Source organism: Lactobacillus sp. ESL0791, from assembly GCF_029433255.1.
Lineage (GTDB): Bacteria > Bacillota > Bacilli > Lactobacillales > Lactobacillaceae > Lactobacillus.
Genome location: NZ_JAQTHU010000001.1, coordinates 2,148,080 through 2,173,539, shown reverse-complemented (window position 1 = coordinate 2,173,539; position 25,460 = coordinate 2,148,080). Strand labels below are relative to the sequence as shown.

The following is a 25,460-nucleotide window of genomic DNA, read 5'->3' as shown; positions in this document are numbered from 1 at the left end:
AAACTATTTATACAAAGTGCGTTTAATATAGCTGATTATGCAAATTATCAAATATTGAATAATGCGAATAATGTCTACCATATATTTTAATTTAATAGAAATAATCTGACAAATTAGATTAGCATTTATATTCAAGTATATATGATGTTGCACTTATATGTCTGAATGCATGGGAATTTCAACATAATTAAAATTCGTATGTAGGTTAGAATAATTGGAAATAATTTATGATTTTATTAAGAACAATATTTACAAAATTTAAATTTTGGTTTACTATAATATGTGTATATATTTATAATTAATCATGAATGATTAGGAGGCCAAATGTTGAGCAAAAATAATTTTACTGAGCGCTTAAAAAAGATGGAGCCACAAACTAAGAAAGAACGTTTTTCAATTCGTAAATTAACGATTGGCGCTGCATCCGTCTTAATCAGCTTAGGATTTTTAGGTGCTAACAGCCAAGTAGCTCGCGCTGCTGATGGTGAGCAAGAATTAAATAACAATATTCAAAGTAGCAAGGCTAATGAAGCAAATTCTGGCAGCGAGGGTGCTGCGAATGAATCTGCTGGTAGTAATGTACATGCTAGTGATAAACAAAAGCAGACAGGGACTACAGTAAATGGGTCAACTAAGATGAAATTGTCAACTTTTGCAGGTTTAAGTTCGTTTTTGCGTGATGGAACTGAAACGATTCAATCTGTTCCGACTAGTGATGGAAGCGAATCTGCTGCTTCTGCTCTAAGTCAAGAAGAAAAAGAAAATGAGAGTAAGAAAGCTGAGGCAGAGCAGAAGCTGGATGCTGCAGCGGCTAGCTTAAGTACAACCTTAGGAAAAGCTAACGAAACAAGCGGCTCTGACACATATCAACATGAGACACCGGAAAAACAGCAGGCTTTGCAGGATGCTGTAAATAAAGCGCAGGTAGCAATCAATAAGTATCGTGATCCAAACATTGCGGATCTGCCAGAAGCTGATCAGACAAAATTGCTGGCTGATATTAATGCGGCACAGGATGATCTGACTGCACTGCTAGCGGGGTATACTGCAGCAAAAGAAGAGGTTGGCGCTCAAGACGGGATTTCACTGCGCTATAATTCGGGATTTGATGGCGATGTTGCCTGGAGCTTTGATAATGGCACCATGACTTTTACGGGCCGCGGGACGCTTTCATCTAAGCAAATTCAGAATTTAGGAGTTTCTGCAAGCAGTATTACGAAGATAGCTTTCACTGGGCCTGCAAATGCAATTAAGTTAGCAGCAAATAGTGCATTTAAATTTGCATATTTGAATAAATTAACGGATATTCAGGGTATTGGTAATTTGGATGCTACCGCTTTAGTTAATATAAGTAATATGTTCAACTTCGATGCTAATCTGACTAATTTAGATTTATCCGGTTGGCATACAAGTAGCTCATTAAAATACATGTCTAACATGTTTGCGACGGCATATCTAACTGAAAACAGTAAGCTGAATAGTGTAAAATTTGGTGACAATTGGGATACTAGCAACGTACGTGACATGTCTAATATGTTTTATCAGGATCTAGTGTTGAGCAGCATTGATTTTGGAAGAAATTGGAATACTAGTAGTGTAACTAACATGTATGACATGTTTATAGGCTGCTGGTCATTGCGTAGCCTAGATATAGGTAATTGGAACACCAGCAAAGTAACTAACATGTACAGTATGTTTCAAGGCTGTAAGGCATTGAGCAGCCTAGATATAGGTAGTTGGAACACCAGCAAAGTAACTAACATGTACAGTATGTTTCAAGACTGTAAGACGTTGAGCAACTTAGATATAGATAATTGGGATACTAGCCATGTAAATAGCATGGTTAATATGTTTAATGGTTGTTCAGGATTAACCAGTTTGAGCATAGGCAGTTGGGATACCAGTAAAGTAACCAATATGCAATCCTTGTTTAAGGACTGTTCTAAATTATCCAGTTTGAGCATAGGTAAGTGGAATACCGATCTTGTAACTAACATGAGTTGTATGTTTCAGAATACTACGGAAATAAACAATTTAGATTTGCATACTTATACGGATGCTCATGGTAACCATTGGAATACTAGTCGTGTGACCGATATGAGTTCAATGTTTGCTAATAAAAAAAATGCGGTTAATTCCAGTTTAAATAATTTAGACTTAAGCGGTTGGGATACCAGCAAAGTTACTAATATGCAAAGTATGTTTCAATATGACGCTGCCTTAACTACGAATTCGATAGAAAATAAAGGTATAGCTAATTTTAAAACCGATCTTGTGAGCGATATGTCGCACATGTTTGAGGGTGACAGCAGTATAGAAAGTTTAACATTGGGGGATGGAACACACTTTAAAACTGACAATGTCGGAAATATGTCGTTCATGTTCTCTGATATGACCGGTATGAAAAAAATAAGTATTGATAATTTTAACACTAGTGCTGTTAGTGATATGTCGCACATGTTTAACAATGATCTACTATTAGATAATCTTGGTCTTAATATAAGTGATAATAAATTTGACACGAAATTTGTTGAGGACATGTCGTACATGTTTAATAATTGTCAAAGCTTGACTAGTACGGGAACTGGCCCTCATAAGGCGGCATTTGATGTTAGCAACTTTAATACACGTTATGCTGAAAATATGGCATACATGTTTAATGGCTGTAGAAATTTGACTAGCCTAGTAGTTACTAATTGGGACACAAGTCAGGTTACCGATATGCAGCATATGTTTGATGGTGATGCAGCTTTAACTGGTCTTAATGTTGGTGGTTGGAAGACAGGCCAAGTAACTAACATGCAGTACATGTTTAGCGGTGATACTAATTTAACTAGTCCAGCAGTTACTGATTGGGACACAAGTCAGGTTACCGATATGCAGCATATGTTTGATAGTGCCAGCAGCATAACTTCTTTAGATTTGCATAAATGGAATACTGAGAGTGTAGGAAATGCTGTTTCATCAAGTAATTATCATCCTGGTATGCAGTACATGTTCAATAATGCCAGCAGCCTGACAATATTAACTTTGGGTCCCAATTGGAATACTGAAAACGTTAAAGACATGTCATATATGTTTAACAATGATAATTTGGTGACTGACCTGAACTCCGTGAGCAATTTTAATACTTCGCAGGTTACCGATATGCAATATATGTTTAACGATACTAGCAGTTTGCTCAGCCTAGACTTAAGTAGGTGGGATACTAGTAGCGTGCAAAATATGCAGTCAATGTTTAATAACGATTCAGCCTTGATTACTTTGACTTTAGGTCAAAATTGGGAAACGCCTAACGTTACTAACATGTCCAATATGTTTAACAATACCGGTAAGCTTAGTAAATTAGCCTTGAGTGCTTTTAATACCAATAAGGCGTCTTCTGGTAATATGGATAATATGTTTAATGGCATAGGCGCTGATGCTAGCATAGATAAATTTATTTTAAAATTGGGCCACCACAAGTTAGATAATAATGTGTGGGGTGCAAACTTTAAATGGCATAATATTAGAGCAATAGGTACTGACGGAACTATAGAAAATCCTAAAGGTACTGCCTATGATTTAGATGGTTTCAAAGCAGTATATAATAAGGAAGTTTCGATGTGTCCGGGGGCAGAAACTTATATTATGTATGCTCATAAAGCTGATAATGAGCGCTTCACAGTTGGGCCGACTCACCTAGCTGTTGATTCAATTGCGCCGGACGCTATTACACTTAAAGTTCACAAAGGCCAAGCAGCTAAAATAACTGCTGAATATCCTATGGCAGATATTCTTTCATTTGTTGATACAGAAATTTTTCCTCCTGCTGACGGTACAAAATCATATGATTCCCTTAAAGACGAACAAGATGATATTAGGCCTAATAAGAAAATACTTGAATTGGCGGAATGGTTGACTGATAAAAAAATAAATCAAGAAGGTAATCTTGCTGACGGTGGTGTTGTTAATAGTGACGGTAGTTTAGTTACGGATCCGACGAATCCGGGAACCAACAAAGGTAATGCAGTCATTAAGTTGACTTTTGGGGATGGTACTATAACTAATGTGCCAGTGAAGATTAGACTTCCAATGTTTGCTGCAGGAAAAGCGCAGATTGCAGCTAAAAGAACAGTACCGAGTGAAGAAAAAGCGGCCGCAGCGGTTAAAACTAGTGCTTCTGAAACAGGTCTGACAAGTTGGGGGAAATCAACCTTAAGTTATTCTTGGGTTAAACTAAATGGTTCTCCTTTAGTAAATGATGATTTGATTGCTTACGGTGATCATCATGTGGCTGTTAAAGTAACTTACGATAATGATGGTGTTACAGAGCTAATCCCAGTTACTTTGCAAGTTAAAAAATATTCTGATGCCTATCCAATTCGGCTTCAAGATGGTATTACTTCGATAACAACACATGCCGTTGGCGATGGCAGTACATTTAGTGTAGCACCACCAGTTGGTTTCTTTAACATGAATAAAAATGGTGTTACCGATAATAGTGCTATGGACGATTTAATTACAGCTAAAGATTCTGCCACCAACGTCGATATTACCACTGAAAACTTAAATGGCATTATTGATCATCTAGAGTGGGCAACTGGTGACGTGGCCCCAGGGTTTATTGGTTTAAATGATAATTGCCAAATAGTTGCCAAATATATGGATGATACAACCGGTGCTTCTATCAAACTGAAAGTAAATGTAATTGGTGGTAAAAGTAATAGTGCGGCTAGCACTGCAACTGGCGTGTCTACTGGTCCTGCTGCAACGGTATTAACAGAGGCTAATGCTGAAGCTGCATTAAGTAATGCAAGCACTGTGACCAGTGCCTATCCAGCAGCTACATTTGCTTGGTCAAAATCAGCCAGCAGCGTCATTCCTTTTGAAGATGCTGATACCGAAACCGCTGGTACGCAAAATGTTTATATCATTATCAATTATGGTGATGGTACTACGCAGGCAGTGCCGGTAAAACTGAAGCTTAATAACACTGCTTCCTTGGATAACCTTTCATATGATCAAGCTTATCCTCTGCATATTCATGCCACAGATGATAATACAAATAAACCGCTTTTGGATATGTCTTTCATTAGAGCACATCTTAATGGCATAACTGATCCGACAGCTGTTAGCACCATTACTTGGTCAACTGAAAATAATAGTGTTCCTGATCACACTACTAGTAACATTAATGCTGTCGGTGAACCGGCTGACGGTTATTTACAAGTTAATTACACTGATGGTTCTCATAGTGATCGCATTAAGGTTCCCGTTATGGTTGAAGGCGCCCAAGTTTTAGCTACCAATCAAGCGTACTTGCAAGGAACTGTTCCTGCTGCTGCTGCTTTTATGTCAAATTCTACTTTAGGTGAAAAAGCCCCAAGTAGCTACAATGCCAGTTATAAGTGGGTTGATGCTGCTACGCGCCAAGAACTGACTGACTTAAATAACACTAAGGGAATTGTGAACGCAGCAATTGAAGTTGCCTATTCGGACAATACTCACCAATACTTACCGGTGAAATTAAATCTGCAAACTTATGCGGAATACTATAAAAATGAAGTTCGGACCAATGATTTTAACACCCATATAGGGGTTATTGTTGATGATTCAAGTTTAAGTAGGCACATTAGTGTTAATGGACTTGCTAACACTGCTTACAGTTTAGCCTGGACAAGTAAGCCTGACACCAGTGCTGCTGGCTTAAATAGCAGTGGCAGCAAAAATATTAATGCTTTAGCCAAAATTACCTTTACTAGTGATGGCACACAGCTCACTGTAAGAATACCTGGAACCGTTGTTGGAGCAGTTATTAAGAATAGTGATGTGGCCAAGACAGTTTATCTGAATGGTTCAAGTCTGTCACCAGACCAGCAAGCAGATATTGTTAATTATTATGTCAATGCCAGTTTAATCACTAGCTATGTTCCAAGTTATATTGTGCAATTAAGCAATAATCGGGCAACAATTACAGTTCACTATAATGATCATACTAATGTTGAACAGGTTCTTAATGCCGTGCCGTTTACAGTTATTGGGCCCCAAACGAAGCAAGCAGAAATTTATCAAGGTTATAGTATTACAGTGCAACAGGTGCTTACTAATTATAGTGATTTGAAGAGTAATCCGGAAATAACTTTAGATGATAATATAACTGGAATTAATAGCAGCCAAGTTGGCACACAATCAGGCCGGATCGGCATTTGTTATACTCATAGTGATCCTGAATTTTCTCATTTTGATGGTAGATATTCAATTCCGGTAACGGTTAAGGTCATTGAACGGCCAGTTGACAATTCAATGGCAGCTAACCTGAAGCCTAATACTAAACCGATTCAAGTTCCGCAATATACGGATTTGCCTGCCAATAATAATTATGCTGGCAACGCTATTACTAATGCTGCTGATCTGCCAGCAGGTACTAATTATACTTGGGATACGGCTAATGAAGTTGATACTACAAAGAAGGATAAAACTAGTAAAACTTTTATCAGGGTGCACTATCCAGATGGCTCAGTAGCTTCTGTTCCCGTAACGGTTAAAGTTGGTGATCCGGCAGAAAGTGAAGTTGTCCTCAAACATAATGCTTACCTTTATGATAAGCAGGGTAAGCGGATTAATAAGCAAACTTTGCAAAAAGGCTCGACAATTAAAACGTATGGAACGACCCGAATCAACAACAGTTTGTATTACATTGTGCAGGCTGATAAATACTATATTAAGGCTAATAATGTTCAAGGAACAAAGCGGAAACTGCAGTTAACAGCGCATGTGTATGATAAGTATGGCAAACGGGCTGATGACAGGGAAATCTATGCCGGCACTAGTGTTATTACCTACGGAACGCCTATCACCATTGATAATGAAAAATACTATCTTACTGATAATAACAAATATATTAAAGCATCTAACTTCCCACCAACAGCCGATAGATGGAATGATCCAACAGTTCGTGAGCAGACTGATACTTCTGGTGGTGTGAAGAAAGCGGTTATGCACACGGCTTACTTCTATGATAAGAATGGTAAACGTGAAAACAAGGCCATCTTGAAGGCCGGCTCTGAGATTGTCACTTACGGAAAAACAACGATCAAACACAAGCAATATTACGTTTTAGATAATGATGAATATCTGCTTGCAAGTAATATTGATGCGTCTAAGCGTCATGTAACGGGTAAGACCAGGATAGTTAATCGTTACGGCAAGGCGACGAAGAAACAATTGCGTAAAGGTACAAAAGTTTCGGTTTACGGCAAGACCGTCAAGATTAAAGGCGTTAAGTATTACATTATTGGTGATAATCAATACGTTAAAGCAAGTAAACTAAAATAGAGTGTTATGGAGGTAACAGACAGTGTTAAGCAAAAATAACCTAAAAGAGCGACAAAGAAAAACCCATTTACAAGATAAACAGGAACGCTTTTCTTTGCGTAAATTAACGGTCGGCACGGCCTCTGTTCTGCTTGGCTTCAGCTTTATGCAGGTGAATAGCCAGACAGCTAAAGCTGACACAGTTATGGGAGCAAACACTACTGCAGTTAATGAACAAAAAACTAAGCAGAAAAAACAGGTGCAAGCAAACCAGCCCAATTTAACGACCTATTCTGGTTTGTGTTCTTTCTTAAGAAGCGAACCGGAAGCGCCACAACCTTCGCAGGCTAGTCAAGGAAGTGCAGCTTCAAGCGGTGGTGCGGAATCAAGTGCCGCAGCAACTTCTAGTACAAGCAGTTCTGCAGGAAGTGAGGCAATCAGTTCGAATGCCTCAAGCAGCGCTTCCGCTCCTTCAACCGGGGTAGATGCAGCACAGCCTGTCAAGGCTGAGGCCCAAGATGGTGTTGAGCCAAGATCAGAGATTAGAGATAAAGATGGTCAATGTGATTGGATATATAATAGTGAATCTAGGACGATGACTTTTGTTGCTGATGCTGATACTGGTAATACGCTTTCTTCTACTCCAATTGTAGATCTAGTAAGTGAGGAAGGAATTAGTCCGGATGCAATTAAAATTATTAAATTCGATAATACTGACGTTAGCACCGATGTCGGCGGGACAGGCCATGGTCAAATCAAGTTGCCGCAAAATTGTACTAAAAAGTTTGCTAATCTGCCTGGGCTTAAAGAAATAATTGGTGCTGATGGACTATATACTAGTAACGTTACAAAGATGGATTCTATGTTTACCAATGACCCTGGATTGTTGAGATTAGATCTTCATAGTTGGGATGTTAGTCAGGTTACCAGTATGCGGAGGATGTTTAGTAATACTACATACCAAACTACCGATAAGAAAAGTGTGCTGTCTTCCTTAAATCTTCATGGCTGGAAGGTTGATAACCTTTCTAATATGTTTGAAATGTTTTATAACTTGCCTAAGCTGAAAGTTTTAGACATAGAAAACTGGGATACAAACGAAAATACCAATAACATATCTATGTCTCATATATTTCTGCAGGATAATTCGTTAGTTGCCTCTCAAGAAGGAAATTTAGATAATGGGCTAGATTTAAGTTCATGGAATTTTAAGGTTAGCGATATGCTATATGCTTTTGGTGGGATTTTCAAACTAAAAAAGTTAGATATTAGTAATTTGGATACTTCCGCTGTGACTACTATGCAAGGCGCATTTAATAGTGATAGTAAATTAGCTGCCATAAAGTTTGGTGATAAGTGGAAGGTTGACAATGTTACGGATATGTCTTTCATATTTCAGGATGATAGCAGCTTAGCAAGTATTGATGGAATAGGAAGCTGGGATGTTAGCAAAGTTGAAAAAATGACCAGCATGTTTGATGGCGCTGCTAATTTAAAGTTTGCTACTAATGATGTCTTAGATAATTGGAACGTCAGCAAGGTTGAGCGTATGGATGCCATGTTTCGAAATGCCAGTAGTTTAGAAACATTGAACTTAAGTAACTGGGATACTAGCAGTGTTGTTAATATGTCTTATATGTTTCAGGGTGATAGCAGGTTAACGACTTTGAATTTGGGTAAAAGTAATGATGGGACGCAAAAGTTTATTCCAAATAACAATATGCTTGGCACGTTTGGCATGTTTGATGCTGTTGGTGCTGCCGATGTTGCGGATGCTCCTTTGAATTTAACATTAGGCAACTTTAAAATAATCACTGATGCATGGGGCAGCTTTAAAGCGCAGAACATTAAATCAGCTAAGGCAATTGACGGCGTAACTACGAATTCTGGGACAACTAATTATATAACTTTTAATAAATTGAAAGAACTCTATAAGAATTCAAATGGGCCTGACACTAATACTTATGTTGTGTATTTACATAAACATGATGATGAACGTTATGGAATAAGAACATCTGCAAATCCGCCAGAGATATATGCTCACAAGGGGCAGTTAACGCCAATTACTAAAAACGTGAATGGAATAAATGATATTTTAGGGCCGATTTTTTATGATGGGGAGATTTCTTCCTCAGGTCCATATTATTCTATTACTGACCTGGAGGGAATAGACGATTACTTTACTTCCGGTACTCCCACAGTTTCAAAGGACACAGGTGCTAAGTGGTTAGATGGTAACTCAATGGATTCACATGGCAACTTAGCTGGTGATGGTGTGGTTGTCGTTAAAAAAGATGAACATGGTAATGTTGTCTATGATGATAATAATAATATTGTATATAAAGTTGCAGATAATCCAAAGAATCTTGATACAGCCAATCGTCAGCAAGGGAATGCAGTAGTTGAAGTAGACTTTGGTGACAATACGGATGCCAATGGTGTGCATACTAATGTTAATAGAAAAAAGTATATCCCGGTTAATGTGAAATTTCCTGTAATGACAACTGCAACGCAATATGCTCAAAAAGGGCAGGTACCAGGTGATTCCAAAATTAAGAACGCTCTAAAAGTAGATGGTATTTCTGCTCCTGAGAAGTGGCAGGATAAATGGAGTCTGAGTTATTCATGGGTAATTAAAAAAGTAGACGAGCATGGTAATGTTATTTTAGATCATGGTAATCCTGTGTGGGTTCCGTTAACTGCAGACAGGGTATTTGGCAGTGATGTTGATGTTCATGGTAATCCTACCGGTTATGGTCCAGTGCCTAATGTTGGTATTAAAATCAATTATGGTCAGCCAACTGCTCCTGATGATGGCTATGAAGTAGTAACAGCAAATGATTTGCTAACAGTTAAAAACTATGCTGACACTTATGACACAACTTTTGTAACACCAACGCATCCGCTAACAGCTCATCTTGCAACTTCTGCCGTTTCACCAACTGTTCAAACTGAAGTTCTTGTTCCAAGTGAATTTAAAGACCCTACTAGTTGGGGCAGCTTTCTTCACGTTGAGACGAAAGATTTTCATATTGTTCAAACGGATTTATCTGATATTATCCAAAAGATTGAGTGGGATAACACAGCCGCACCAACTACCGCCCCCCTTGGACCGCAATCCAATATTAAACTTAAAATAACTTATAAGGATGGTTCAACTGCATCAGTTTCTGGTGCTGCAGTAACTGTTTATGGTGGAGAGCTGGATGGCAGCCATCAGAATGTAGTGGGGATTAACCAAACGGATATGTTATCTTCAAGTACTGCTAGGGACACGTTAACTTTGGGAAGTGTTAATAGTATAACTGCTAATGCCCCCTTGGCTACATATAACTGGTCTAAGGACGGTATTGACCTTGTCAACCCGGATATTAGTCAGCCAGTCAACCCTACTGAGCCCAATGCCTATGTCATAATTGATTATCATGATGATACCGAGAAACAGGTAGTTCCCGTAAAATTAAAGGTAACGGCCATCAGTCAAAACTATACACCGCTAATTAAACTAACGGGCATTACAATTCATGCGACTGATGCTGCCGACTCAGTTGTTGGTGGCCACAGTGTTCCAGTAATTACTACTCCTGAAGCTATTGATAATGTGCTCACGTTGACCGATACTTCTTCAATTCCTTCAGTTACAGTATCAACGCCGCATACTAAGGTAAAACGAATTATCTGGAAAGCGGGTGATGAACCTGATAGTGCTGGTGCCGCAACGCAATCGCATAAAGTGATTGTTATTTATCAAGACGGTTCACAGAGTGCCCCTATTGATGCTACATTTAAAGTTGAAAAAGCGGAAATTGATGCTACTAAACCTGGAGTTACCCCAACCGGGTCAAGTTATACTGGCTCTTTCTTAAAAGGCGAGGTACCTGCTGCTGGTATTTTGGTGAAATTGCCGGATGATTTTGTTGATGCCCGGTGTAAATGGGTAAAGAATGATGCAATTCATGCGGAATTATCTTTGTCGGATTTAAATGATACAACAGGCACGATCGATGCAGCTATTGCAGTTACCTATTCGGATAATACTCACCAATATTTGCCGATTAAATTAATAATTGATACTAAATCAGGGATTAATGAGTGTCAAGCAGTTAAAGGAAAGATAGTTCATCCCAACCAGCGGCTTGATATAGACAAGCTGGTTAGTGTTACTCAAAAAGGCACCTCTGCACACATTAATCATTCAGAATATCAGCTTGCTTGGAAAGATAATACTGCACCTGATTTGACGGCTGCCAGTTTAGGCAATGCAACCAGCAAGCAAATTCATGGAACAATTATAGTTACATATACTGCTGATGAAACAACTACACCTGTTGATGTTACTATTACGCTAGTTGGTGCACAAAAGAAACAAAATGCTAATCCCAAACAGACCTATGTTGGTAATGCAGGCTTGGAACTTAAAGATGCGCAGGTAAAGAAAGTTGTCAGCCACTATCTTGACACCAATGCGATTGATTCTTTGCCATCAGACTCAAAGCCAATATACACGTTAACGCCAACGCCAATGGACAATACGGTTGCTCTGACTGTGACATATAGCGATGATGGTTCGCAGCAGACTTTTACCGATATTCCTCTGAGGTTAGTTAAGGCTCAAGTTAATAATAATCCAATTGAAGCTGTTCAAGGTTCAAGTTTAGGAACTGATGTTATTAAGCAGGCTTTGCTTAATTACGGTGAAGTTATGGCAACGGGTGCTGATGTTGATGATCAAATTGCTGGGGTTAATTCGTCTCAGGTTGGCAGCCGACAATATGGCAGTTTTAAAATAAAATATTCAGGAGACACCGATTGGGGTCTGCCGGAAGTTACCGATACGATTCCGGTAACAGTAGATATTGTCCAAGCGCCAAGGCAGTCAGTTGATAATAAACCGGTGTTAAAACCTGGTTCAGTATCAGTACCACAGTATACAGATTTGACAATTCACCATGAGTATGCTGAGGCCGCTGTTACTAAGGCAAATTCAATGCCAGCCGGTTCTGAGTATACGTGGGATCGCGATAGCCTGCCAAAAACAGATCATCTAGGTACTTATAAGACGTTTGTAAATGTTCGTACCAAAGATGGCACGTTTGCTTCAGTTCCGGTAACTATACAGGTGGTGTCACCGAAACTTGATGAAGCAATTTTAATGCACAATGCTTATGTCTACAATCAAGATGCTAACCGGGTTACTAATCGAGTTTTGCAGCGCGGGCTTAAGGTTAAGACTTATGGTATGACGATGATCGACGGCAAGCTGTATTACCACCTAGAAGATAATCAATATGTTAAGGCGGGTAATATTGATGGACAAACACGTCAGATAGCTAAAACAGCTTATGTCTACAATCATGCGGGCAAGCGCGTTGAAGATCAGGTTATTTATAAGGGCACAAAGGTTAAGACTTATGGTGCTGCTGTTAAGATAAAACATCATAAATACTACACGCTTGGTCTTGGGAAGTTTATTAAGATCAAGGCGCTAAAATAAGTAACTTATTTAGCAAGTGTGACTAGTAATATTGAGTTAGAAAAAAAGGTTTATTGTTTAAGTGCAATAAGCCTTTTTACTTTGAATTATGTATGCTTAATATTTATTTAAGTCGTTGAAGTTGCTGTTTAGCAATTGGTCAATGATTTTAGAAGTATTGCTTTCCGAATCGTTGTCTTTAAGTGCCCGTTTGACTTGGCGGGAACCCAATTGTTCAACAAGATAGAATTTTAATGCTTCGTTGATTACTTCATTAAGGTCTTTGTTAGTCAGATCTGCATACTTTTCAGCTAATTTTTCAATCTCGTCGTTTATTTCAATTTTTTTCCTAATCATTTTGCATCCTTTCAATAATTACTTTCTTTGATTATATGATTTGATATTTAAGCTTGTGACCTGTCGCTTCTACTATTTTTGACATTAATTTAAAAGTAGGATTCATTTGACCTGTTTCAATTTTGGTAATTGTCGATTTTGAAACATTTGCCTTTTTTGCTAATTCCCTTTGGCTTAGTCCTTCTTTCTCTCTAAATTTCATCAATAATAAAGCTGTATCTAAACGTTCATTTGCTTTATTGAATTCTTTTTTGAATTCAGGATCGCGTTTGCTGCGTTCATTTGCATAATCTTCTAAAAAACTCATAATGTACCTCTTAATATTTTAAGACTGATGATTAAGTTTATTATTGTATAATCGTCTTCTGCTTTTTGCTTTTAAAATTTCTTTTCGGGAAATTTTTTGCGACTTTTTGGTGAAATAGTTTGTAATTACATACTGATTATTGATCTTATGAAAGTATAATGCCCTTTGGATATTAGATCCCCTTTTTGAACGAACTTCATATAAGTTGTCTTCTCCAATAATTTTCTTTACCCATTTTAATTTAATGCTATCGTTAACGCCGATTGCCTCTATTTTTATTAGTAAACTGTCTAATGAAGCGGCATCAGCACTAGGAAGACTATCAAGAAATTCTCGAAATTCTTCTTGATCATAAAATTCAAAGGATATCTTCTGGTTCACGGATAATCTCCTTTCCTCTTGGTATATTATAATAACCCATAACTATTATAGCAAATTTATTATTTTAAATGGAAACTATGAATTATTTCATGGTAAAAGATCCGACTGAATCAATTTCATCAGCTGCGTAAAAATGTTTAAACTATTAAACTGTAGAGCTCATTCAAGTCATTGTATAATTGAACCATTAATTAAAACAAAAGGGATGCTGGCAATGATTGATTATCTGACAAAAATTATACTCTGGCTGCGGCGACGGACTTTTCTGCGGGCTGCCCAGCGGACACTGGTAATGCTGATGCCGTTGGCAGTGATTGGATCATATTTTAATCTTTTACATGGCATTCTTTTTTCCCCAGACGGAATTATTTACAATATTTTTAATCTTGATAAAATCATTCCCGACCATCTCTGGTATGCCGGGGCATTTGTCTGTCAGGGAGTGGTGGAAGCAACCTTTGGCGTTTTTAGCGTTTATACTGCTTACTTCATGGCCCGGTACACAGCTCGGTTATACCAGCGGGATGCCACAATGGCGGGTGCCAGCAGCGTGATTGTGATTTTATTTTGTGCTTATGCTAGCAGTGTGGGTAATTCTGCTAGACAAAAAATTCCTTTTTCCTCTAACCTGCTGCAGATTAATGACCTGCTGCTTTCCTTGATTGTGGGTTATGTCGTGGGGCAGATTTTTCGTTTCTTCGGCAAAAAATATGTCATGGTCAAGTATGAACACGTGAGACGGGTGCAGGTAAGATCATGGAATGCACTCCTGCCCATGCTGCTTTCCCTGATACTTGGAATTATTTGCGGAATTGCAATTTATGAACTGGGGCTTAGGGTACCGACAGCCGCAGATTTTCGCCTCCTTATTGCTAAAGTGCAAACAAGCAATAATGTGGCCGAAATTTTACCTCTGCAGCTTTTATTGAGTTTCTTGAGCTGGCTGGGTATTGGTTATCCCTTGAGTGCTTTAGCCGAACCGATTAACAATAATTTTACGGCCAACAATTTGACCGCAGCTTTGCACAGCGATTCTTCGTGGAATGTCCCCTATAAATTTTTGGGCGGATCACTGATCAATACCTACGGAACAATGGGTGGCACCAGTATCGTCTTGGCTGTGCTGGTGGTAATCCTTCTGCGTAAAAGGCATGACGAGGTGGAAGCCATTGCTAAGATTAACCTGCTGCCGGTTACATTTAATTCTATTTTAGGCTTTACAATTGGTCTGCCACTGATTCTGGATCCGCTGTTCCTGCTGCCTGTTTTATTTGTACCGCTGGTTAATGTTGCTTTAGCGGCGGGAGCGATTGCTGTTCACCTGATTCCGGCTTGTGTGTATCCCGTTTTAAAGGGGACGCCGGGCATCCTCTTGTCCTTTTTTGCTACGAATGGTAATTTGGTCGCACTGCTTTTTTCTGTCTTGCTGTTTTTCCTGGATTTGCTGCTACTGCTGCCAATAGTCAAAATTAGTGAAAAAGTTGAAGCCACTTTGCGCGAGGAGAGAAAGGATGAGCATGATGCGGAAGAAAACTAATTTTAAATGGCTGCTGCTATTAATTGCGCTTCTTGTTTTGCTAGCTGTTCCCAGCTTTTTTTGGATGAAAAACTCTAATCGTGCACGGGCGGAGCGGAGCAAGTCGCCGCTGTCGCCGGTGATCATGGTGCCGGGGTCCAGCGCAACGACTGAACGTTTCAACCAGTTGATTGCGCAGCTTAACCGGGCAACACTTATGAAGCACAGCGTGCTGAAGGTAAATGTTTCAACCGCGGGGAAGCTTTCTTACAGCGGCGAAATTAATAAGAACGATGAGGAGCCCTTCATTATTATTGGTTTCAAGAACAATAAGGACGGTTACGCCAATATCAAAAAGCAGGCTGCCTGGCTTGATCTGGCCTTTGCTTCACTGACGAAGAACTATAAGTTCAACAATTTTAAGGCCTTTGGTCATTCCAACGGCGGACTGATTTGGACCTACTGGCTGGAGCACTATTATGCCGATTATGCGGATGAAATTACGATGAAGCGTTTGATGACATTGGGAACACCGTATAATTTTAGTGAAAAAAACACTAGTAATCGGACACAGATGCTTGAAAGCTTTGTTAAATACCGCAGCCGGATTCCTAAGGATCTGGTAGTCTATTCCTTGTCTGGCGGTAAAAATTATGAGTCTGACGGCATCGTTCCCGAATCCAGCGTGGCCGCTGGCAAGTATGTTTTTCAAAATCAGGTCAAGAATTATACAGCAATGACCGTGACCGGCAAAGAGGCGGATCATTCCGACCTGCCGCAGAATAAGCAAGTGGTGCAGCTGATTCGACAATATTTGCTTAAACGCGAACAGCCGAAACGTTTTCGTGATAAGAAAAAGGGGACGCGATAATCAATGAAATATCAAAAAGAACCAAAATGGATTGAAGTAATCGGCGGCCGGGTCAATAATTTAAAGAATATCAACGTTAAAATTCCCCTGCACCGCTTTGTGGCCATCTCGGGACTGAGTGGCTCGGGGAAGTCGTCACTTGCAATGGGTATTTTATATGCAGAAGGTGCCCGGCGCTACCTTGATTCGCTTGCTACCTATACTCGGCGGCGCATCAGCCAGGTGGGCCGTGCTGAGGTGGATGAGGTCAAGCATATTCCCTCGGCGTTAGCCTTGCGGCAGCGGCCGACCGTTCCCGGCGTACGCTCTACTGTCGGCACGGTTACCGAGATTTTCAATGTCATGCGGCTGCTTTTTTCACGATTAGGTTCGGTTGTCTGTCCTAACGGGCACCGGCTGGCGCCAACAATTAAGATTGCACAAAGTATGGACCTAGTGGGAGAGGCCATGGGCCGCCTGACTTGTCCCGTGTGCGGTCAGCAGTTTTATGCTTTTAGTGCTGAAGACTTTGCTTTTAATTCGGATGGGGCTTGTAAAAAGTGTCAGGGGCTTGGCGTGGTTGAGCAAATTGATGACAACAAAATTATTGCCGATGAAAATCTATCGCTGGAGCAGGGAGCGGTTGCCACTTGGCAGATTCCCGGACGCAACTGGATGTGGCGGATTGCTCGTGAACTTGGAGTAAGAACGGATATTCCCTACCGCGAATTGACGACTAAGGAAAAAGAGATAGTCTTACACGGCAAGGAAGAAAAAATTCCGGTGGATATCCCGACAGCAACGGGACGGGTTTATCATCTGAATGCCCTATACGAAAACGCCTATAATGCCGTGGCTAATTCGCGCAAAACAACCAAGTCGGAGCGAGGACTTTCCCGCATCAATACTTTTTATAAGTTTAGTACCTGCCCGCGCTGCCAGGGGGCGCGGATTGATCCCAGCCGTTGGTGTCAGGAAGTTGCCGGGAAAAATATTGTAGCTGCTGGTCATTTGTCCTTGGGTGAGCTTGAACCATATATGCAGAAAATTCGGGAAAGCTTGCCGGACGAGATGCAGGATTTAGCAGCTAACCTAACGGGTGAGTTGCTGCATCAAGTTAAGCCGCTGCTCAAGCTGGGACTTGATTATTTAACCCTGGATCGGCAGGCCAGCACGCTGTCAACCGGTGAATTGCAGCGGATTCAGCTGGGCCGCACCCTGCGCACGGAAACAACCGGCGTACTTTATGTTCTGGATGAACCTTCTGTGGGGCTGCATCCGGATAATGTTGCGGGCTTGATTGATATTTTTCATGAATTGGTCAATCAGGGTAATTCGCTGGTGGTGGTTGATCATGAGACAGCGATCATTGCCGCAGCCGATTGGCTTGTTGAAATTGGTCCGGGTTCTGGCAGCAGCGGCGGTGAAATTATCGCACAGGGACCGCCGGCAGAGGTTGAGAAAAGCGCGGCTTCCAATATTGGCCCGTATTTAACTGGCCAAGCCCAACTGCATGTGCGACCGCAGGTTGACAAGAAAACAGTTTTTGCAAATGGAAAAATTGCCTTTACCGTGAGCGATCATTTTAATCTGCACGATGTTCATACGCAGATTCCGCTAGGGCGCTTGACGGCAGTTACCGGCTTTTCTGGTGCGGGTAAGACAAGCTTAATCCTTGATGCGCTTCTGCCGGCCCTCAAAGCAGCTAACACCAAGAAAGCAGGACCAGACTGGGTGCAAGATTTGACCGCTGGCGGCATTAAAAATGTGATTAGTGTTGACGCGACTCCGGTAGGCAAGAACCAGCGTTCAACCGTTACAACTTACACTGATATCATGACCCAGCTGCGCAAGCTCTTTGCCCGGCAGCCGCTTGCTAAAAAACTAAAATATACCTCCACATATTTTTCTTATAACAATAAGGAGGGTGCTTGTCCCGCATGCGGTGGCACTGGAACGATTTCCCTAGATATTCAGTACCTGCCGGATATGGTTGAAACCTGTTCTGTCTGTGGCGGTCACCGGTTCAACCAGAAGGTTTTGCGGGTTAAGTGGCAGGGCTTGAGTATTGCGGATGTACTTGCTTATTCAATCGATGGTGCTCTTAACGACAAGCTGTTTAACCACGAGCCGGCAATTTTGAAAACGATCCAAACTCTGCATGACATGGGTCTAGGCTACCTGCACCTGGGTGAGGCTACGCCCGCACTATCTGGGGGCGAAGCCCAAAGGCTGAAATTGACCAGCCATCTGCACCGTAGCCAGACGGGCAGTTTATTTGTTTTTGACGAACCGACGGTTGGTCTTCACCCGCATGATGTCCGGACCTTGCTCAAGGTTTTGGAAAAATTATTGCGACAGGGAGCTACAATTATCACGATCACGCATGACCTGGATATTATGGCCAATAGTGATTACATGATTGACATGGGGCCCCGCGGCGGCCAAAACGGCGGCCGAATTGTCGCTGCGGGCAGGCCTGTGGATATCTGTCAAAATTCAGCGAGCTTAACGGCTAAATATTTGCGTAAACACATGAATTTATATCAAAAATAGTTTTTTAAAAAAAGATTGTGAATTATGTAAATACGATAAAGTTAAGCTTTGTATAATATATAAGACTATAATTCACAAAAAATAAAAAATGTGGAAAAAGTCAAGCATATTATTTTGTGCAATGTGGATAACCTGTTATACTAGAAGTATAGAAATTAGCACTCTAATTATTAGAGTGCTAAAAATAAAAAACAGGGAGTGTTTGCAAATGGCATACTTTGACAATGATTTTGATAATTTATTTAATGAACTGAACAATTCTTTCTTTAATGATGGTGGTAAGGATTCGGACAATGCAATTCCGATTCATTATTCCGGCAGCATGAATTTTACGCCGCAGAATATGGATCCGAATCGTCAGCCGCAACCGAAAAAAGAAAAGCCGATTGGTGTTGATTTGGTTGAGCAGGCCAAGAAAAATAAGTTTGACCCGGTGATCGGCCGTGATGAACAAATTGAAAACATGATTGAGATTCTGAGCAGACGGAAGAAGAACAATCCGGTTTTAATCGGACCTGCTGGTGTTGGTAAAACTGCGGTCGTTGAAGGCTTAGCCGAAAAAATTGCTAAGGGCGATGTTCCGGCTAAGATGAAAAACGTCCATATTATTGCGGTTAATATTAACGATATGGTTGCCGGTTCCAGTCTGCGGGGCAGCTTTGAAGAACGCCTAAAGGATATTATTGACAAGGCTAAGAAAGACCCGAATATTGTGCTCTTCATTGATGAGTTGCATAACATTGTCGGTGCTGGTTCAACCGATTCCGAGAATAATAACGGTGATGCCGCTAATATTTTAAAGCCGGCCCTTGCCAGCGGTGAATTAAAGTTAATCGGGGCAACGACAACCAGCGAGTATCAGAGGATTGAAAAGGATCCGGCCCTTGCCCGGCGTTTCCAGCCTGTTCAGGTTCCTGAACCGTCAACTGAAGTGACGGTTAAAATTTTGCAGGGTTTGAAGCCGAAGTATGAGGAATTCCACCATGTAAAGTACGATGATGCTGCCCTTAAACTGGCTGTTGAATTGTCGCAAAGATATATTCAGGGCCGCTATCTGCCGGATAAGGCCATTGACCTGATTGATGAAGCTGGTGCCAAAAAGTCTCTGACGGCTGCACCGCATGACGAAAGCAGTCTCAAAAAGCAGATCAGTTCTCTGCAAAAAGAAAAGGATGAAGCTGCCAAAAAAGAAGATTATGATAAGGCAGCCGAGCTCAAAAAACAAATTGGTCAGCTGAAAGATGACTTGAAGAATGCCAATGATGCAACAGCACCAGTTGTTACCGGCAAGGATATCTATGCCTTAATTGAGCAAAAGACCAAGATTCCGATGAGTGAACTGCATGCCGATGCTTCACAAAAGAACCTGAATTTGGCCAAGAAATTGAAGAGTGTTGTAATTGACCAGGATCAGGCGATCGACGTTATTACCGATGCCATTGCCCGTAAAGAAGTCTTCAAGGATAATAACCGGCCAACGGGTTCATTCCTGCTTACCGGACCAACCGGTGTTGGTAAAACCGAGCTGGCTAAACAATTGGCAATTCAACTGTTTGGTGGTGAAAACCACTTAATCCGCTTGGACATGTCTGAATATCAGGATGAAATGGCGGTCAACAAGTTGATCGGCTCCGCTCCTGGTTACGTTGGCTATGGCGAAGGCGGCCAATTAACGGAAAAAGTACGCCACCAGCCTTATAGCCTGATTTTGCTGGATGAAATTGAAAAAGCTAACCCGCAAGTCTTCAACGCTCTTTTGCAGATAATGGATGACGGGCGTTTAACTGATGCACAAGGTCGGACCGTTTCCTTCAAGGATACGATTTTAATCATGACTTCGAATGCCGGTTATTCCGACAAGCTGCTTAAAAACGGCAAGGTTGACCATGATGCCTTGATCAAGGCCTTGGAAGTTTACTTCAGGCCGGAATTTCTGAACCGTCTGGATGCGATTGTTCCGTTCAACTCTTTAACTAAGGAAGATATGGGTAAGATTATCGATATCTATCTGAAGAAGATGACCGAGGTTTTGGCTAAGAAAGAGGTTAAGCTGGAAGTTGCCCCTGAAGCCAAGGAATTCTTGGCAGAAAAGGGCTACGACAAGGAGTTCGGTGCCCGTCCGCTTAGAAGGGTGGTTGAACAAGACCTGCAAACACCGGCTGCCAAATTGATTGTTGCTGAACCGGAAACTAAGGAAGTCAAGTTCACGGCAGATAAGGAGCACCTGTATCTGAATGACAAGCCGATTTTGGATATTGCCCCTAAAGCCGATGAGAAAAAAGATGCTGACAAAAAGAAATAAGTCTGTTAATAAGTTTTAAGTAAAAATAATAAAGAATAGGAATTTTCAATTTGTGATTCCTATTCTTTTTGGCTCTCCGTCAAGTGCTGTTGATGAAAAATAATATTTGATTTTAAATGCTTTAAGCAATCTTGCTTAATCTTGCGGTTAGTTCCCTCAACACAACTATTGGCATACTTAAATCTTGCGGCGTTTAGAACGGCTGTGCGATTGTGTTTGAAGGTTTTAACCGTAATCTTCATTTGTGTACCTAAATCTTCTTTGCAGTCTAGTAATTTCAACATTTGTCCCACATCCTTTGTTCTCAATGCTTTACTAAAGCCTTGCAGGAAATTATAGGTGTTTCTCAGCTTGGGCGAACAATCAAGTCCCTCATCTACGATAAAAGCTTGATTAGACATCCTTTTGAGATGGTGATAGTACTTGAGTTTATTGCCTTTTAAATCAGCTACCGGCTTTAAATAAAACTTCCAGTAATACTTGAGCAGTTTGTAACGGCTGTCGCTATGTTCATACTGTTTCATGGTTTGGACTCGCAGCTGGTTAAAGGAACGATTAAGCATCTGAACGAGATGAAAGCGATCAATAATAATTTGCGCATTGGGAAAGAGTACCCGAGCAAGATCTTGATAATAAGCATTGAGATCCATGGTAATGGTCTTAACTTGTCTTCTAACTAGCAAAGGAAATTTCATAAAATAATTTTTAATGTCCTTTTTACGCCGGCTTTCTAAGATTTTAATAATGCGGTGACTGTCACCATCAATACAAATAAAGTGCAATTCTCCTTTTACCCCACGAAATTCATCGACTCCTAGGTGTTTTGGTAAGTATTCATAGTCGCACATTTGCGACTGATGCTTGAACTTAGTGAGTTCTCGCAAAACAGTATGGTCGGAAACATTGTTAGCCTTGGCAATATCCTTCATTGAACGATCAGTGGTTAATTCTTGAATAATTTTCTGCTTGCTAGGATTGGCAATAAAGCAATGTTTATTAACCAAAGAGCTAGTTGCTTGGAAAGTATGCTGGCAATTATTACAAATCATTCTTTGCTTATAAAGCTTAATCTTAATAGGCCTAGAGGCATCATAAGAAGGATAGCTGAGATTAGAATTAAAGCCGCCATAAGGAGCAAGCGAACTATGGCAATTAGGGCACTGCTTTAAAGAAGACAGCAGTTTAGCCACTAATATCTTGGTTAATTGATCCTTAGCCAAATAAAAATCAGAAAAAATAATGTTAGGGTCTTTAATATCGAGTAAAAATTTAATAGAATTATTGAGAGAGGTCATAGTCAAAGCTCCAATCTTTTTAAGTGGTATTAGGAAATTTAAGTGGAGGCTAAGGCCTCTTTTTAAAGCAAAAACGGCAAAAAAATAGATCAAGTTTTTCCAAAAAGAAATTCTTGATCTATATTTTTTTGTCCAAGAAGCTAGTTTTTTTCCCAGACACTTTAAAATTTTGTTGTTTTATTTAATTGTTAATCTAATTCTATGTCGTTATGATTTCGATTGTTTAAAAATGGAATAATGATAAATTTTTAAATGATTTAAAATAAAAGATTTGTGATAAAAAATTTATCTTAAATCTTTTATCACAAAACAAGATCATTCATTTAGCATAATGTTTCTTGCGCCTACAATCTACTGTATACAATAGATTATATACAGTATACTGAGCCAGCAATACAGTTTTGATAAGTCCAATTTTTAAGGTCCGCCATGTCATTAGAAAAGTAGAAATCGGCAATTTTCTTTTGCCAAACTGGCCATTGCTCCAGGGGGACATTAATTAGTCCAATACCATGATCAATCATTAGTTTATTAGCTGAAATGAACGCTGTACGTTTGTTGCCGTCATAAAACATTTGTTGGCGCATATTGTGATACATCAAAGTTAATGCCTGCTCGGTTGCTGATTGTTTGCTAGTAAGCAGCCTATGCAAATAACTTTCTTCTTTGGTTTCGTCAACTAACGGTGGTGTATATTCACCACGATAGGTTTCTACACCGCCACTACCATTTCTTAAAAAGCCAGGGTAGGCGGCAGTATCATGGGCAACGATTTTGTTTATTTCTTTTTCAAAAGTTAAATCTAAAGGAGTAGTTTGGTTAATTGCATATAGCCAACCGTGTTTTAACTGCACAATTACATTAATATCATTAATTGATATATCATCAACATTCAGACCATCAATGATCATTTGTGTTTGCGCTAGTGTAGCAGTCAAGCCTTCAAAACGTGAACTAATATAAACTAATTTAGTTAAATTGATTTTTGCAAATCTGCGATTTTCATTGAGTGCTAAGTGAAATTTATCCTTCATATAATTTCTACTTCTCTATTCAAACTCCATACCGTCATGATCCTAGTGTTGCTGTTTGTATTCAGCGGCCAGTTCTTCTTGACTTGGTTCTTTGTTTACGCTTTTGGAGTGGTTAGCATTTAACTTCTTACTAGCTGCTTCATATTCTTTTTGTAGCTTGTCCCAGTCTAAAGAACTGTTTTTGAGACTTTCTTTAGCTTCGTTAGTGTACTTTACATTTAACTTTAAAGTTGCAATGCGGTTATTTAGCTCCTGCTCAACGTAGTCAGCAATTAAATTTCTAAAAGGCTGCAAGTCATTTTTAGGTTCTTCGGCTGCTATTAAAGCGTCCATATATTGTTTTCTGGCTTCTTTTGAAGGATTGACGTTAATTACTGGATAACCATTTTCGGTTAAAACAAGGTTCATCAGTAACCTAGCTGTCCGGCCGTTGCCATCTCTAAACGGGTGAATAGTTACAAATTTCTGGTGTAAGTCAGTGGCATATTGAACCGGGTGTAATTCGGTTCTAGCTTGATTACTCCATTTTTGCAGCTGCTCCATTTTTTCTGGTATGTCATAAGGCTTTGCATACGGTCTAGCTGTTGAACCGTATGGATAGACTTCGATTGTGCGATAGCTGCCTGCTTCTGATTTTGGCTGCATGGTTTCCAAAGTAGAAATACGATTTAAGTTTCTAATATCGTCAATTCTAATTGGCTCTTTCTTAGTAGCCAGGTCTTTCATGTAAGTGTAGGCTTCGTTTAAATCAACAATTTCTAAAGTTTCTTTGATTGTCTTACCATGAATGGTTGCACCTAAACCGCCGTCTATAATTGCAGCTGTTTCAGCTTCCGTCATGGTGTTACCTTCGATAGCAGCGGACGACCAAACGTGCTCAATTCTAATGTTTTTTTCTAACTGTTTAATTTCCAAAGGTGAGAGTGGACGATAAGTGTCCATTTCTTTTTTTAACTTGGAGATTTTAGTTAGTTTGTCTTGATAATTCATTATTTCACCTGCCTATTCTAATTCCATACCGTCTTGTTTCTTCCTGCTGTTCCGCTTGCCTTTGCATGATCAGTTGTTTAAAGGCAGCTTCTCTAGTAGGGGTATCTTCTATTTTAATTAACTTAGCTATTTTTTCTATGTTTGCTTCATTTTGTGCAGCAATCATTTCTTCATTCTTGCGAGGGTAATCAATAGTTTGTTGATGATTAGCCGCGTATGCTAGTAAAAACACTTTGCAGCTGCGGCCGTTGCCTTCTCTGAATGGGTGCATGAAATTGATTGAGTCAAGCAATTCAGCGTAATCAGTCGCATGTAAAGGAGTGCTTTTTGGCTGCTGCGCCATGATCCCGTTGATGTTATTTTCTGCAAAACCAAATCTTGTGTGGTCAAAAAATTCATAGCCGTTCTTCTGGAAGTTCCCAGGCCGATATTTACCTGCCCAGTCGTATAACTGTCCAAACATAATTTTGTGAATTTTTTTAAGATCACGAATGTTGGTAATTTTTGGTTGCTGCTGTAAAAAGATGATTGCATTCCTAGAAGATAATAAAAATTCACGTTGCTCTAATTCTTCTTGATTGTGAATGTGATACTTGTTTTTCATTACCCCATTAGAATAAAGTGTGTCTGCGATCCAATCAGTCATTTTCTTCGCTCCAAATTTTATCTATTCGTTTTACCAGTTCCGGATCAGGATCAGTTGCTTGGTCAAGTAAATATTGAATATCAGCTTTATTAGGGTTCCACCCTTCTAAGTGGCTGGCTTCGACTACACCTCTAATTTGTTGATACAGGGTTTTATCGGCAATGTAAACACCTTGAATGCTTTGATTACGATCATCAATATCAAGGGTATAAATTTTAGGCTCTAACATATTTAATAAATCTCCTGGTCTTTTATCTAGGCTTACGGCAAAAGCGTTAAGTACCCTAATTGACCAGTTTTCGATTGGTTTTTGGATCGACTTTCTTAGCGTACTTGCTGATACATGACTTTTGTCTGCCACATCTTTTACTGTAAGATTGTTGCTCTCTAAAACTTTATTAATTACCGAGCTCATTAGTTAAACCCTCCTATTTTTTATACTAATATTATACCATAT

14 protein-coding genes are annotated in these 25,460 nt (G+C 39.9%); 6 read left to right on the top strand and 8 right to left on the bottom strand.

Annotation, left to right across the window (positions count from 1 at the left end):
• Window positions 1-324: 324 nt before the first annotated feature.
• Both PT285_RS10265 and PT285_RS10260 read left to right on the top strand, forming a co-directional pair.
• Window positions 325-7,317 carry a BspA family leucine-rich repeat surface protein gene (locus PT285_RS10265; protein ID WP_277150278.1) on the top strand — a complete coding sequence of 2,331 codons (6,993 nt, stop codon included), beginning with the start codon at window positions 325-327 and terminating at the stop codon, window positions 7,315-7,317.
• 22 nt (window positions 7,318-7,339) lie between these two features.
• Window positions 7,340-12,790: a BspA family leucine-rich repeat surface protein gene (locus tag PT285_RS10260; protein ID WP_277150277.1), complete on the top strand. Its 5,451-nt coding sequence runs from the start codon at window positions 7,340-7,342 to the stop codon at window positions 12,788-12,790.
• A gap of 96 nt (window positions 12,791-12,886) precedes the next feature.
• On the opposite strand, the gene PT285_RS10255 is transcribed toward PT285_RS10260, so the two are convergent.
• The 3 genes from PT285_RS10255 to PT285_RS10245 are packed head-to-tail and all read right to left on the bottom strand — an operon-like array spanning window position 12,887 to window position 13,814.
• The gene (locus tag PT285_RS10255; protein WP_277150276.1) at window positions 12,887-13,126 is read right to left on the bottom strand and encodes a hypothetical protein; all 240 of its coding nucleotides are present in this window, start codon (window positions 13,124-13,126) and stop codon (window positions 12,887-12,889) included.
• Window positions 13,127-13,157: 31 nt separating this feature from the next.
• Window positions 13,158-13,433, bottom strand: coding sequence for a helix-turn-helix domain-containing protein (locus PT285_RS10250; RefSeq protein WP_277150275.1), 276 nt, complete (start codon window positions 13,431-13,433; stop codon window positions 13,158-13,160).
• An 18-nt stretch (window positions 13,434-13,451) separates the two neighbouring features.
• Window positions 13,452-13,814: a type II toxin-antitoxin system RelE/ParE family toxin gene (locus PT285_RS10245; protein WP_277150274.1), complete on the bottom strand. Its 363-nt coding sequence runs from the start codon at window positions 13,812-13,814 to the stop codon at window positions 13,452-13,454.
• A gap of 214 nt (window positions 13,815-14,028) precedes the next feature.
• Here PT285_RS10245 and PT285_RS10240 point away from each other — a divergent pair, with 214 nt between their 5' ends.
• The 4 genes from PT285_RS10240 (at window position 14,029) to PT285_RS10225 (ending at window position 21,038) form a co-directional block, all read left to right on the top strand.
• Window positions 14,029-15,351 carry a PTS sugar transporter subunit IIC gene (locus PT285_RS10240; protein ID WP_277150697.1) on the top strand — a complete coding sequence of 441 codons (1,323 nt, stop codon included), beginning with the start codon at window positions 14,029-14,031 and terminating at the stop codon, window positions 15,349-15,351.
• A complete protein-coding gene (locus tag PT285_RS10235) occupies window positions 15,335-16,201 on the top strand; it encodes an alpha/beta hydrolase (RefSeq protein WP_277150695.1) in 867 nt (288 codons plus the stop codon). Before PT285_RS10240 ends, PT285_RS10235 begins: the two co-directional genes overlap by 17 nt.
• A 3-nt stretch (window positions 16,202-16,204) precedes the next feature.
• A complete protein-coding gene (locus PT285_RS10230) occupies window positions 16,205-18,736 on the top strand; it encodes an AAA family ATPase (RefSeq protein ID WP_277150273.1) in 2,532 nt (843 codons plus the stop codon).
• A 208-nt stretch (window positions 18,737-18,944) separates the two neighbouring features.
• Complete coding sequence (locus PT285_RS10225) at window positions 18,945-21,038, top strand: ATP-dependent Clp protease ATP-binding subunit (protein ID WP_277150272.1); 2,094 nt, start codon at window positions 18,945-18,947, stop codon at window positions 21,036-21,038.
• Between the two features lie 59 nt (window positions 21,039-21,097).
• Here the strand turns inward: PT285_RS10225 and PT285_RS10220 are convergent, their stop codons facing one another.
• The 5 genes from PT285_RS10220 to PT285_RS10200 all read right to left on the bottom strand — a co-directional run bounded on the left by PT285_RS10220 (window position 21,098) and on the right by PT285_RS10200 (window position 25,418).
• Window positions 21,098-22,333 carry an ISL3 family transposase gene (locus PT285_RS10220; RefSeq protein ID WP_277150271.1) on the bottom strand — a complete coding sequence of 412 codons (1,236 nt, stop codon included), beginning with the start codon at window positions 22,331-22,333 and terminating at the stop codon, window positions 21,098-21,100.
• Window positions 22,334-22,701: 368 nt separating this feature from the next.
• The gene (locus PT285_RS10215; RefSeq protein ID WP_277150269.1) at window positions 22,702-23,367 is read right to left on the bottom strand and encodes a Fic family protein; all 666 of its coding nucleotides are present in this window, start codon (window positions 23,365-23,367) and stop codon (window positions 22,702-22,704) included.
• A gap of 42 nt (window positions 23,368-23,409) precedes the next feature.
• Window positions 23,410-24,357: a Fic family protein gene (locus PT285_RS10210; protein WP_277150266.1), complete on the bottom strand. Its 948-nt coding sequence runs from the start codon at window positions 24,355-24,357 to the stop codon at window positions 23,410-23,412.
• 4 nt (window positions 24,358-24,361) lie between these two features.
• A complete protein-coding gene (locus PT285_RS10205) occupies window positions 24,362-25,003 on the bottom strand; it encodes a Fic family protein (protein WP_277150265.1) in 642 nt (213 codons plus the stop codon).
• Window positions 24,996-25,418: a helix-turn-helix domain-containing protein gene (locus tag PT285_RS10200; RefSeq protein WP_277150263.1), complete on the bottom strand. Its 423-nt coding sequence runs from the start codon at window positions 25,416-25,418 to the stop codon at window positions 24,996-24,998. The genes PT285_RS10205 and PT285_RS10200 overlap by 8 nt, the downstream gene beginning before the upstream one ends.
• Between the last annotated feature and the right edge of the window lie 42 nt (window positions 25,419-25,460).